Below are 14,437 nucleotides of genomic sequence, written 5' to 3'. Positions count from 1 at the left end.
TTTGTTTGGTTTTAGGTTGATGTCAGAAGCGGGTAGCCCCCGTAAGGCTATCCGCGACTGGCCCTACTATCAAACCCACTTAGAAATAATGCCCCGTAAGGCATACCCATTTGCCCCGTAAGGCAGAAAAAATGGTTTTGGTGTTTTTAGGTTGATTGTCAGTAGATGGGGCAGCCCCGTAAGGCTGCCCCAGGCTGACATCCGGAGACGAGAAGTGCTCCGACGAAATACCAACTGCTAACAAAAAGCTACTCTGAAAGAGTGGCTTTTTTGCGTTAATAGAAATTTTAATTCTGCCTATTTGAAAAGTAAATCAAACTCAGATCAATGCTGCTTTCTTCAGATTCAGAATTGAAAAATCGGTATCTGTTTTTCGAATCGTATTGGAGAGGCAACCCAGGCCATCTATCGTCATTTCTACAACATCCCCGCTTGCAGCCACTGCGCTTTATACTCCGGATCATTCAATTTACCGGTACCGTTGAGTTCCAGAAAACAACCGGTGCCAACTGTGCCCGAGCCAATCACATCTCCCGGGAGGATATCCACACCATAAGCACAACGCTCAATGATTTCGGCAAATGTCCAGTCCATCTGCGCCATATTCCCTTCACTTACCTGAATACCATTCACAAAACACTTCATGGTGAGGTTATACTGATTTCCTACATGACCTTCCTTCGCCGGTACCTTCAAGCTTTCCAGTTCATCAGGAGTCACGAGGTAGGGACCAATTACAGTCGAGAAATCTTTTCCTTTTGCAGGACCGAGATTCAATTTCATCTCTTCCATCTGTAAGAGCCGTGCACTCATATCATTCATGATCATATAACCGGCCACATACTTATCTGCCTCCGCCGCTCTCACATTTCTACCTTTCTTACCGATAACTATAGCTGCTTCGAGTTCAAAATCCAATTGTTTAAAATGATCGGGCATACACCATATCTCCCCGGGACCCTGGATTGCATTATGGTTTGTAAAATAAAAGATAGGATACTCATCAAACTCCGGGATCATGTCCACTTTACGGTTGCGGCGTGCTGCTGCCACGTGCTGACGGAAGGCATATCCATCTCTGCAGGAAGTGGGCTGTGTCACAGGAGCCTGAATGACTACCTCTGACCATAAAAAGCTCTTCTCAGACACCTTTCCCTCGATGATGGCACGTTCCACATTCCGCACCCTGTCCATCGCCTTCTCTTCTCCATCCAGCAACTCTTTCATTGTTCCCGCTACATTCATATTCAAAGCTTTACCTGCGGAAAAAACATCAAAAATCTTTTCATTCACATATAGACCAAGACGCGATTTACCGTCTTTTAAATAAGATACCAGTTTCATAATTGATTTATTTAGCTGCAAAAGTAACCAATGGTTAACTTTGCCTGACGGTTAAGATAAAAATCACTGTTTTAACTGAACAGTTCTCCATAAACCTAAATACCATATGCCTCAGTATCACTCTCTTGGAAAATTCCCGCATAAGCGACATACCCAGTTCAGAAAACCTGATGGAAGCCTTTATGCAGAGGAACTCGTTTCCACGCATGGTTTTTCGAATGTTTATTCATTGATATACCATGCGCATGCGCCTACTTTGGTCAAAGCGGTAGGTGAGCCTTTTAGCCGGGAACCCAAAATTGCTTTTCAGCGTTTCCTAAGGCATCAGAGTTTTGAGGGATTCCATGTCCAGCCGGAAGATGATTATATAGAGAGCAAGAAGGCAGTACTTGTTAACAATGATTTACATATTGCCCTGGCTGCTCCCCGGAAATCCATCACTGAATATTTCCTGAAAAATGCAGATGCCGATGAAATGATCTTTGTTCATGAAGGAAGCGGAGTCCTTAAAACCATTTATGGAAACATCAGCTTTGGTTATGGAGACTATCTGGTTATTCCCAGAGGCACCATCTTCCAGCTCCACTTCAACGACAGCAACAATCGCTTGCTCATTGTAGAGTCCTTCTCCCCCATTGAAACACCTCGCCGGTACCGGAATGCTTACGGTCAATTAGAAGAGCATTCCCCTTTTTGTGAGCGGGATATCCGCAAGCCGGTGGATTTAGAAACGCATGATGAGCAGGGAGAATTTCGGGTGATGATCAAGAAGCAAGGCATCGTTTATCCTTATGTTTATGCCACTCATCCTTTTGATGCTATTGGCTGGGACGGCAACCATTATCCCTGGGCGTTGAGCATTCACGATTTCGAACCTATTACCGGAAGGGTACATCAGCCGCCTCCCGTTCATCAGACCTTTGAGGCAGAAAATTATGTCATTTGTTCCTTTGTTCCCCGCTTATACGACTATCATCCTGATGCCATTCCCGCACCATACAACCATAGTAATGTAGATTCCGACGAGGTACTCTATTATGTAGACGGAGATTTTATGAGCCGGAAAAGTGTAACCAAGGGAATGATCACCCTTCATCCTGCCGGTATTCCACATGGACCACATCCCGGTACGGTAGAGAAGAGCATCGGCAAGAAAGAAACGAGGGAACTCGCGGTCATGATTGACACCTTTAAACCATTATGGCTCACGGAAGAAGGACTTAAAATCATGAGCGATAACTATTATAAATCATGGATAGAAGAATAACCTTCCTTGGACCTTTCAACTTTACTCATAAAGGGTGAAGAAAGCAACAAGAATCTGTATGAATTGACATCCATATTCCTGATGCAGAACAACTTTTGTAAAATTTCACACCATTTATAGCGACAATGCAACCATTCGGAACAAAAAGGAGTCCTTGCTAATGCACAGGAAAAGTAATTTCTGTTAATAATTCAATAAAAAAAGAGAGGTTATCTACCAATCTCATTGGTATAATTTCTATTTTTGAACACTATACCTATAAAAACACGCGTTATTAAATATAAAAACAATTCCCTATGAAAAGATTAATACTAACTTTTTTCGCACTGTTGACCTATGCAGGCGCCTATTCTCAGGCTACCCAGGTTTGGTGTGAAAACTTCGATGGTGGTACTGTAACAGGTACATCATCAGGCGTTCCAGGTTTCAGTGTTGACAACAACTATTCGGTCAGCAATCCCAATTCCTGGAGAGGGCAATATCAGGCAGGTGGTGGTCCGGTGACTTACACTTCGCCTGTGTTCAGCACTGTCGGTCAAAACTTTGTACTGCTGGATTTCAAGCAGATCTGTAAGATTGAATTTACGGATGCTGCCACGATTGAGTACTCTTTTGATGGAACTACCTGGACTAAGTTCGATGCGACTTTTGGAACGGGTAATGTCACATATACCACACTCAATCCCGGAGTATTTGTAGCTAACAACAATTCGTTCACAGAAGGATCTTACCTCGATTGGGCTCCGGGAACAACAACGGCACCAACAAATGCCTGGTGGAAACCGGAATCTTTTGACATTTCCTTAGCGGTAGGAAATCAACCTACAGTTCAGTTACGTTTCGTGTTGACTGACGTGGTAGGCGGTTTGGCCGGACGCTATGGTTGGTTATTGGATGATATTTGTGTTACTGCAGCTCCCTGTGAATTGGTTGACCCAACAGTTTCTGTTCCTGTTCCCGGTAATCCGGTTTGGCAGGGTACAGTTTTCAACACAGGACCATTTGATTTATTCGCCTTTATTTATGACCCAAGCGGTATCGTCCATCCATTTGTAGGACCCGGTTTTGCCGATTTATATTATACTGTGAACGGCGGCCCTGCACAAAACACATTAATGATTAATCTGAGTGATTCGACTTTTGCGGGTACCATTCCTGCTGCTGTAGCCGGAGATACTATTTGCTGGTGGATTGAAGCTACGGATGGATCAGGTTGTAACAATACAGTTCGTTATCCTGCGATAGGAGAAATTTGTTTTTATCCAGTAGATGGTATTTCCTTCCCTTTCTGTGATAATTTCGATGTTCAGAATCAATTGTGGACACCTGATCCTAATAGTGTAGGTTCGCCTTGGGTATGGGGTCCTCCATCAGGTCCGACTTTGACTACACCACATTCTCCACCCAATGTTTGGGGTGTTGGAGAGGTTGCAGGTAACCTGCTTATTCACCAAGCTGTAACTCCGCATTAATATCTCCTGTATTTGACTTCTCTACTACTCAGTTGCCAATTTAAGTTTCTGGCAAAACCGTTTATGTGAATCAAGTTGGGATGGAGTGCGCATTGAATACACCATTGATGGCGGAGTAACCTGGACCGTTTTAGGAGTTCAGAATGACCCTAATGGTGTCAACTGGTATTCCAGTAATTCTTTAATTTCAAGTGGATTACCGGGCTGGGAAGGACCTTTCGCTGTCTCAGGATGGTTAGAATCCAGGTATAAATTAGGTACAGCAGTTGGTATTCCCGGTGCAGTGGCTGTTCAATTTAAATTCATATTTACTTCTGATGCTTCTGTTCAGGATGCCGGTTTCCATTTGGATGATTTCTGTATTACTGTTCCATGTAATGATGACTTAGGGGTTACTAGTATTGTTTCACCACTTCCCGGCAGCGGACAACCTGCAGGAGGAACTACCAACATCACCGTAAATATTGAAAACTTCGGTCAATTGGATCAGAGCAACTTCAATATAGGTTGGTCAATAAATAATACACCGCAAACTCCGGTTCCATTTACCGGAGTGATTACAGCAGGATCTGTTACACAGTTTACAATTCCTAACACTCCTGTATTACCAAACACCTACACCATCTGTATCTGGACGGAACTCACAGGGGACTGTCTTGGATTTAACGATACTATATGTGCCAGTTTCGTAGGTATTCCAACGCTGGTTCCGTCACCTTCTTATTGTGATGATTTCGAATCAGGAAATATTGGCTGGTCGAATCAGATTGCCGCCGGAGGAAATGCCGGATCGATCTGGGAGCTTGGAACACCTGCTTTCGGATTAACAAGCAGTGCTAATTCCGGTGCGAATGCATGGGATGTTAACCTGAACTCAGCGTATACCAATACAGCAAATTGTGAATTGTACACTCCTTACTTTGACTTCGCAGGTATATCTGCCGGAAGAATAGAGTTCTTCCTCAATTACAACTGTGAGAATGCATGGGATGGTACTCGCCTGGATTTTTCAAATGACAATGGTGTGACCTGGACAATTGTAGGAACCGGTAGTAATGCAGCACCTGATCCATGTGGTACAAATTGGTACAATGATGATCAATTGAACTCCAGTCAGGTAAATGCCTGGACAGGGAATTCAAACGGTTGGATAAAATCTACTTATAAACTCTGTTGTACAACAGGTATATTTAATAGTCCTGTACCGGTACAATTCAGATTTGTATTTACCTCTGACGGTTCCGTAATTACAGATGGATTCACCCTTGATGACTTCTGTATATATGCTGCTCAGGGTGATGATGTGGGTATTACAGTGATCAATCAACCTACGGGAGGTGCTCCTGTTGGAGCTAGTACTCCGGTGGTAGTTACTCTGGAAAACTTCGGTGCAACTACAATCACGAGTACTCCAATTACTTATACTGTAAATGGAGCTAATCCTCAAACCATCACCTGGACAGGATCATTGCCTCCTTGCGGTGTTACTACAGTTGTATTGCCAAACTTTAGCTTCCTGCAAGGGATAAATACAATATGTGCATGGACCAGCTTATCTACAGATGTTGAGCCATCCAACGATACTACATGCTCAGATGTAATCGGACAACCTATCCTGGTTCCAACTTATAGCACCAATTATTTTGACAATTTCGATGCGGGTAATATCGGTTGGGCACCTTCTATTAATCCAGGTGGCGATCCCGGAACTATCTGGGAATTTGGAACGCCTAACTTCGGTGGTACTTCCGGTGCTTACACCCCTCCTACTTGTTGGGACGTTAACCTGAACAGTGGTGTTACCGGAAATGCCTTCACTTATGTAACTACTCCATTCTTTGACTTCACCAACGCACAAGCAGCCGTATTACGTTTCTATCAGAACCGTGTAATGAATGCTTTTGGTGATAAGATGTATATCGAATACAGTGTCAACAATGGTCCATGGGTATTGTTGCAACCTACAACACAGCAGGTAACCAACTGGTACAATAACAACGATAGCTGGGATGATAACAGTGGTTTATGGGTACAGTCTATCTTTAAAGATGTATATTCCGCTGTAGGTGGTAATGTCACTCTGGTTCAGTTCCGATTTGTATTTACTTCCGTTGCATTCACCAATTCCGATGGAGTGTCTGTAGATAACTTCGAAATATTCGTTCCGATTCCATTATCTGTTGCTACTATCTCTGTAAACACTTCTGTACCGAATCAGTTGATCTTCCCCGGCCAGCCTATTACGTTTGCTGCTCCGATCAATAACAACGGTATCAATACGGTGTTTAATCATAACGTAACCTTGAATATTGACGGAACCATCATCTCCAGTGATCCGGTTTCTTATACACCGAACGGCTTACTTCCTGACAGTACCAGCACGCATAACTTCCTGAATACATGGATCGCAGTTCCAGGCTTCCACGAGGTGTGTGTGTATACAGATAGTCCGAATGGAGCTACAGATTTGAACCTGTTTGATGATACGGCTTGTGTGACTGTGCTGGTATTTGACTCGGTTACCACAAATCAATTGCCTTATTGCACCAGTTTTGAAAGCGGTAATCAGTGGGTAACTGCTAATTCTATCACCTACAGAAATGAAAGTGAATGGGAATTTGGCACTCCCTCTAAACCTAATTTAAGTGGTGCACGTACCGGAGTAAAAGCATGGTCTACGCAATTGTCCAACAACTATGCTGACAAAGATTCTTCCGGATTATTCTCTTCTCTGTTCCGTGTGGAAACAGGACATTGCTATAAAATCAGCTTCCATCATGAGTTCCGTATGGAATATGGATCTGATGGCGGTGCGCTTGATTACTCTATCGACTACGGTCAAAGCTGGAACCGCTTAGATATGACCGGCACACCAAATACATTATTATATGGTGCAAGTCCTAACTATACGTATGTGTCAGAGTTGGATCCAACAAATCCTGCATTGAAAGGGTACACCGGTATACGCAATGACTGGATTTATGCGGAGAAAACATTCCGTCCTGATGCCAATACGCAGTTGATTATTCGCTGGAGATTTGCTTCCGATTATAGCGCTAACGATGAAGGTTGGTCTATCGATGACGTATGCTTCGAAGATCTTGGTCCATGTTCAGTAATTGGTGTAGACGAGTTCGCCGTAAACGATTTCGGTATCAGCCAAAACTATCCTAACCCAAGTGATCAAAATACTACGTTTGAATACATGATTCCAACACAAGGTCAGGTACGCATCGTATTGCACGATATGATTGGTCAGGTTATCGAAGTATTAACAGATGAGAACATGGCTGCCGGTAAACATACAGTGCAGTATAACACCGCTACCCTTGCCCCCGGACTCTATACTTACACGCTCACTTACGAAGGTCAGCAGATTACCAAACGCATGATCGTTTCGCATTAATATTTAATTCACCTATTACCACAAAAGCCGGGCAATCCCCGGCTTTTGTGTTTTTGGCTACCGGCTACCTGCTTCCGGCTATCGGCTACCAACTACCAGCTACTGACTTCCAACTAAAATAAAATAGATAACTGATAGCATTTTACTACCAGCTTCCAGCTCAGTCTGATGCAGGTGACTGTTGGCTGATGAATATGGCTCTTGGACTGATGGATGCTCCAGATGAAAGTTGAGAGAATATTCCGAACAATTATTAACTCATTAACCCTTTTGAAAAATACGAAGTCTGAAGCCGGAATCCCCAGGCCGGAAGCCGGTAGCCGGTAGCCCAAGGCCGGAAGCCGGAAGCTCAAGTATTTATCAATACCAATTCTTACTTTTGTTTACACACTCCAAATCAATGAAAAAATTACAAATTCTTATTATTGCAATTACGCTTATACTTGTTAACGAATTAACTCTGAACGCGCAGGCCTTTCTCATTCCACAAACCGGAGAACATGTTTCCTTCCGGCAAATGCAACGGGACTTTAATGAATGGAAGCAAGGACAGAATCTTTCTGAAAAAAAATATTGGAAGTACTTCAAACGCTTTGAAGCCGAAATGCAATTACATACCAATGCGCAGGGAGAGTTAGAAGGGACAGCGGATTATGTTAGAACATTAATTGAACATGCCGGTGAAAAGATGCAGTCTCAAAACGCACGGTTCAACACAGGCGCATGGTTTCCGGTCGGACCCAATATCGTTCCTGATAATTTAACCGGATACATGGAGAATGGAATCGGAAGAATCAATTGTATCACCTTCCACCCTACCGATGCCAATACCTATTTTGTAGGAGTAGCGCAAGGAGGTCTCTGGAAAACGACCAACAATGGCAATAGCTATACACCACTCACTGACAATCTTCCTATCACCCGCATCTCCGACATAGCCATCAACCCGAATAATCCGGATGAAATGTATATTTCTGTCTGTGATTTTGAATACATCGGCATTGGCTTGTTTTTGAATGGCAGAAAGCGCCATACACATTATGGTATCGGCGTCTACAAAACTTTGGATGGAGGTCTTACCTGGACTCCGACCGGACTCTCCTTTCAGTTGACAGACGGGGATGCTTCATTGATAAGGAAAATTGTCATTGATCCGGCGAATCCCAACGCGGTAGTGGCTTGTGGTGTGGGCGGCATGTACAAATCCGGAAATGCGGGAACGACCTGGACTCAGGTAATGGACTCTCTCTTTTGGGATATGATTCAAGACCCGGTTACTCCCACCACACTTTATGCCGCGACCGGATGGGTCAGAAACGCCAACACCGGATCAGCAGGAATCTACAAGTCGACTGATTTCGGTACCACATGGGCGTTATTAACTACCGGTATCCCACCCCGCGGTACGGTACAACGTATCAAACTCGCACAATCCCGCTCTAACACTTCTCGTATATATGCCCTCGCTGTAGATACCATCAGCGGACTCCATGCCATCTACCGTACGAACAATGCCGGGACAACCTGGAATTTACAATTCGACGCATTGAATCTTCTGGGATATGATGAGGGATCTTCCACAGGCGGACAAGGAAATTATGATTTAGGATTTTTAGTACACCCTACCAATCCCAACAAAATCTATGTAGGAGGAGTCAACTTATGGGCTTCGGAAGATGGGGCGACTAGTTTCGATCCTGCGGGACATTGGACCACCAACTATGGTCCATCGATTCACGCCGATGTACACGACATCCAATGGCAACCTTTAACCGGACAATATTATCTGGCCTGCGATGGAGGATTGTACCGTACGGGAAATATTATTCCAATCTCCTGGAACGATGTCAACAATGGTACTCCCTGGCCCACCGTCTGGACCAATGTCAGCGACGGAATGAACGTTACTTCCTTTTACCGGCTTTCGAGCTCAAAGAGTACTACCGGTGAACTACTGGCCGGAGCGCAGGATAACGCCACTTTTTACTTCGATGGTATAGACTGGTACACGACCATTGGTGGAGACGGTATGGACAATTGCCTGGACACTGCGCAACCCGGAACTTTTATCGGCAGCTCCCAATATGGATCTTTCTCCAAGAGTGTTGACGGAGGCTTTAGTTCTTTTGGAATATCATCCAATATTCAGGGTGAAAATGCGGAATGGACCACACCCTTAATTGCAGATTATTCCAATTCTCAAACCTATTACATCGGATTTCAGAATGTAGTAAGGAGCATAGATGGTGGAGATAGCTGGACTTCCATTTCCTCCTTCCCTCCACCACCAAATTTTTATGGCAACGAACTCTCAGCAATTGCTGTGAGTCAAAGTAATCCGGATGTTTTATATGCGTGCAGGCGTGTCCGTTACGAATACGCCAATCCGGGAGCGGTATTTGTAACTTCCGATGGAGGTGCAAGCTGGAACGATGTCACAGCGGGATTACCGGATTCCTTGTATTATACCTCGATTGAAATCCATCCGAATAGTTCCAGCATCGCCTACATCAGCATGGCCGGATTCAGTGCCGGCAATAAAATATTCAAGACTATCAATAACGGTAACAACTGGACTAATATCAGCTTCAATTTACCTAACATACCCGTTAATTGCATCAAGCAAATACCCAACACCAACGACCTTATGATCGGAACTGATCTTGGCGTATATGTTCTACGGAACGGCAGTACCACATGGGTCAATCAAAGCATGGGATTACCCAATGTCATTGTGAGTGATATTGAGTTCAATCCGTCGATGAATAAAATCTACATCAGCACCTTTGGCAGAGGCATATGGGCTACTGATTTGGATGTTTTTACGGCGATTGATGAATACAAGGCAAGTCTTCCCACTTTTCAACTTCACCCCAGTATCAACCACGGAATTTTTACGATCAGCAACAGCCTTACAGAACAAGCTGATGTGGAAATTTACAATGTTAATGGTAAAACTGTCTACCGTCGATCACTTTATAAGACTAATGAAGAATTTCAGCTCCCTCTTGAATCCGGAATGTACTTTGCAAAAATCAGAGGGAAAAATATTTTAGAAGTGAAGAAATTCATTGTGAAATAAAAATCAACTATCCGGAAAATAATAAACATTAGCCAATCTATATTTCTCCCTATGAAATTCATCAAAATAGTTTTGATCATTCTTACAAATACAGTGCTTTGGGCGCATGGGCAGACACAGGCATTTCAATACATACAAGCGATAAAACAAGAAAAAACTACCTTCTATGACACGGAAGGTTATGGAATATTTCTACAGGATTACGAGTATAATTTTGACGAAAAAGGAATAAATAAAATAAAGAAGAAATTTTCAATTCCTAAAGAAACGCAAGTGTCGGAAGATTCTGATTTTCCGGGCGCAAAAATTCTTACGTATGATCATATAAAAGGTGAAATAAAAACTCATGCCATTTATTATATTTATCAGTCAGTAAATGAGAAAATAACGGTCATCGGTTTTTCCACACTTTGTGAAAGAGTAATGAGTATTGAAAAAGAGTTATACCGGGCAATTGCATTCAACCTTCTACCGGCAGAAATCTACGCGCCTTCACTAGTAGACACGATACAATTTGCCGGTCGTTCCATTGACCTGGGACCCGCATGTCATTGGCGCGGAGTCAGAAATTTACAATGTCCGGACATGGGTCAGATTAATTGGTCGGAGTTTAGTAGTCCTGAAAGAGCCCAACAAATGATTGACGGACAAAAGTTTCTAAATTCCGAAATGAAATTGGGTGATGTATTGGAGGATCGTGAAATTGATATTATTTTTGAAGAAACACCTGTTAAAGCAATAAAGCGTAAACTAAAAATCAAGTTGCCTCAACTGATTATGGGCGGCAGCAATATTTTAATCATCTACTATGTAACCGCTGAGGTAAGGGGAAGACATATTGCCTGCGTATTGAGTCATTATACAGATGATATTGGCGCACAAACTTTACCTCCGCTTTTGAGTGAGGTCATGAAACTTAAGGAGTAATTTCTCCTTCAAAATGGGTTTTTGAAAAGGTTGTAGCTGCATATGTAAATTTATTGAGAGAATTTATAATATCGTCAGCCCAAAAACTTCTGCTTTGAAAAAATGGGGCCTGCTAATAACCAACGTAAAGTAAACTAATTGTTAAATCTATCTCCTTATGATATTTATCTGCTTTTAAACTTATAGATTAAATTAAGTTTGGCCATTATATTACATATCATGGAAAGTTTAAAATTATTACAACACGAATTGCAGGGACTCGAAAAGAAAATAACCCAAGCGAGTTCAAATCGTAAAAAACTTATTTCCTCATTACATACGTCACAACAAAAGAGTGGGATAAATCTTATCCAATATCTTGCTTTAAGGAATGAGGATATCCGTCCATTGCAAGACAATTTGCATCAGGCCGGATTGTCAAGTTTAGCCAGTTCAGAAAGTCATATTTTAAAACAAGTGCAATCGATCAGACAAAGGTTAGGTGCCACATTGAAAGCAAAGGATATATCTCATTTTGATTATTATAGTGCTCAAAATGCTTTAAATAGATATACTACAGATCTTTTTGGGTTCAAAAAAGACCCTTCCATTCCACACATCATGGTGACTCTTGATGTTTCCTTTGAAAACAATATTTCTTTGATAAGGAAATTGATTGAAGCAGGTATGAATGTAGCCCGCATCAATTGTGCACATGGCGATGAAGAAAACTGGCTGGCGTTGATTGATGCCGTACAGAATGCTGCAGAAAAAAGCGGAAGTGCCTGCAAAATATATATGGATATTGCGGGTCCTAAAATGCGTGTTGATTTACCGGGAAAGGGGAAAGGAGAAGGTAAACTAAAGGTAAAACTAGGGATGGAAATTTTATTGGTTGAACCGGGAGAAGAAGTAAAACACACTCAAAATGCAATAGCCTGTTATGAGCTTGGTGTTTTTACCTGCTTAAAAGAAGGGGAAAGAATTATTATCGATGATGGAAAGTTTGAAGGGATAGTAATAAAGAAAAATGGAAGACATTATTTAAAAATCACTAAAATTTCCTCTAAAAAGCCCTTTATAAAAACGGAAAAAGGGTTAAATCTCCCCGACACCCAAATCAACCTTCCAGCACTTACCAAAGCTGATCTAAAATCCATTCCCTTTATTGCCAAACATGCTGATCTTGTTGGATGCAGTTTTTTGCGAAACACAAATGATCTTAAATTAATCAAAACAATATTTAAGAAATACAAAAAGAAGCCAAAATTAATTTTAAAAATAGAAACACCCGATGCGGTCATCAATCTACCATCATTGTTGCTTGAAGCCATGAAAGATGCTTCATACGGAGTAATGATTGCGAGAGGCGACCTGGCCGTTGAAATCGGGTTTGAACGATTGAGTGAAATTCAAGATGAAATATTATGGATTTGCGAAGCTGCGCATGCTCCTGTAATTTGGGCTACACAAGTTCTGGAAACCTACAGCAAATCAGGAATTGCCACCCGAAGTGAAGTTACCGATGCTGCCCATGCTGCTAAAGCTGAATGTGTAATGCTCAATAAAGGGGATTACATTGTTGATACCATCAAGCTTTTAAAGAGGATTCTTCACAAAAGCGGTAGTCATCGTCATAAAAAACGGTATAGCATGCGTCCTTTGAATATTGCTGCTCATTTTTTTAATCAATCTTCATTCGCTAAAAATATGGTGCAAGTTGACAATTTCTTCGACTCCGCTGTTAAAGTATAGTAACTTTGCGTTTTAGCAGAAATCTTACTCCATTAATAAACAAATGAAATGAAACAATCAACACTACTTGGACACAGTAAATTAAAAGTAAATAGAATTGGGCTAGGTTGCATGGGCATGTCAGAGTTTTATGGATCTTTCAATGAAAAAGAATCTATCGCCACTTTGCATAAAGCCATCGAGATAGGCGTTAATTTTTTCGACACTGCTGACATGTATGGTTGGGGAGCCAATGAACGACTATTAGGGAAAGCCTTTAAAGGCAAATGGGATCAGGTGACATTAGCGACAAAATTTGCTGTGATGAGAGGGCCAAATGGTGAATTTCTTGGACTGAATGGTAAGCCTGAATACATTAGACAAGCATGCGACAAGAGTCTACAAAATTTAGGTGTGGAGTCCATTGATTTATACTATATGCATAGGCAGGATCCCAAAGTAGAAATCGAAGAAATTGTGGGTGCAATGAGTGAACTGGTCAAACAAGGAAAAGTTAAGCATTTAGGTCTTTCAGAAGTTAATGCAGATACTCTACGCAGAGCCCACGCGGTTCATCCCATAACTGCCCTTCAAACTGAATATTCCTTATGGAGTCGGGAACCTGAGAATGAAATATTTGCTACTTGTAAGGAACTTGGGATCACATTTGTGGCATATAGTCCTTTGGGAAGAGGTTTTTTAACAGGTGCCATAAAAAGCAGGGAAGATTTAGAACAAGGGGATTTTCGTCTAAGTAATCCACGCTTTACAGATGAGGCGATAAAGGAGAATTTAAAATTTGTGGAAGTTATAGATCAAATTGCACAGAGCAAAGGAGTCACAAAAGCGCAAGTAGCCCTCGCATGGGTATTGAGTCAAAACGATGAAATTGTAACCATTCCGGGAACCATAAAAGTACATCGTCTCGAAGAGAATTTGGGCGCATATCAAGTGGAATTAACCATTGCTGATCTTGATATTATTCACAAGTCAATGCCAACCGTAACAATGGGAGCACGATATTAAAATTCTTTAATTTTCTGAACATAAAACCCAAACAATGGAAAGACCAGGCGTTATGAATTCCATGTCTTTAATTGTTAAATTCTATACTATTACCTGAACCATAAAAGTTGGTTTGTTGCATACCCTGAAACTATTTTTAAAAAATGTCGGATATATGCATTTTAATATTATATTTATAGCATATTAAAATATCAAATTGT

At 41.9% G+C, this 14,437-nt stretch carries 7 protein-coding genes and 1 pseudogene; 7 read left to right on the top strand and 1 reads right to left on the bottom strand.

Features of this window, described 5'->3' with window-relative positions:
* Positions 1–319: 319 nt before the first annotated feature.
* Positions 320–1,344, bottom strand: a pseudogene (locus tag IPJ86_11415) (fumarylacetoacetate hydrolase family protein).
* A 106-nt stretch (positions 1,345–1,450) separates the two neighbouring features.
* On the opposite strand from IPJ86_11415, the gene IPJ86_11410 reads away from it, so the two are divergent.
* The 7 genes from IPJ86_11410 (at position 1,451) to IPJ86_11380 (ending at position 14,237) form a co-directional block, all read left to right on the top strand.
* Entirely contained in the window at positions 1,451–2,611 is a 1,161-nt protein-coding gene (locus tag IPJ86_11410; protein ID MBK7887869.1) for a homogentisate 1,2-dioxygenase, read from the top strand.
* 296 nt (positions 2,612–2,907) lie between these two features.
* On the top strand, positions 2,908–4,083 hold the full coding sequence (locus IPJ86_11405) for a hypothetical protein (protein ID MBK7887868.1): 1,176 nt from the start codon (positions 2,908–2,910) through the stop codon (positions 4,081–4,083).
* An 85-nt stretch (positions 4,084–4,168) separates the two neighbouring features.
* Positions 4,169–7,489 (top strand): T9SS type A sorting domain-containing protein, encoded by a 3,321-nt coding sequence (locus tag IPJ86_11400; protein ID MBK7887867.1) that lies wholly within the window; start codon positions 4,169–4,171, stop codon positions 7,487–7,489.
* A 400-nt stretch (positions 7,490–7,889) separates the two neighbouring features.
* On the top strand, positions 7,890–10,571 hold the full coding sequence (locus tag IPJ86_11395) for a T9SS type A sorting domain-containing protein (protein MBK7887866.1): 2,682 nt from the start codon (positions 7,890–7,892) through the stop codon (positions 10,569–10,571).
* A 51-nt stretch (positions 10,572–10,622) separates the two neighbouring features.
* Entirely contained in the window at positions 10,623–11,498 is an 876-nt protein-coding gene (locus IPJ86_11390) for a hypothetical protein (protein ID MBK7887865.1), read from the top strand.
* 216 nt (positions 11,499–11,714) lie between these two features.
* Complete coding sequence (locus IPJ86_11385; protein ID MBK7887864.1) at positions 11,715–13,232, top strand: pyruvate kinase; 1,518 nt, start codon at positions 11,715–11,717, stop codon at positions 13,230–13,232.
* A 48-nt stretch (positions 13,233–13,280) separates the two neighbouring features.
* Positions 13,281–14,237, top strand: coding sequence for an aldo/keto reductase (locus tag IPJ86_11380; GenBank protein MBK7887863.1), 957 nt, complete (start codon positions 13,281–13,283; stop codon positions 14,235–14,237).
* Positions 14,238–14,437: the final 200 nt, after the last annotated feature.

The sequence above is a fragment of the Bacteroidota bacterium genome, from assembly GCA_016713925.1.
In the GTDB taxonomy this organism is placed as follows: domain Bacteria; phylum Bacteroidota; class Bacteroidia; order AKYH767-A; family OLB10; genus JAJTFW01.
Note: the sequence above shows the minus strand (reverse complement) of the source record. Positions and strands in the feature narration are given on the sequence as shown.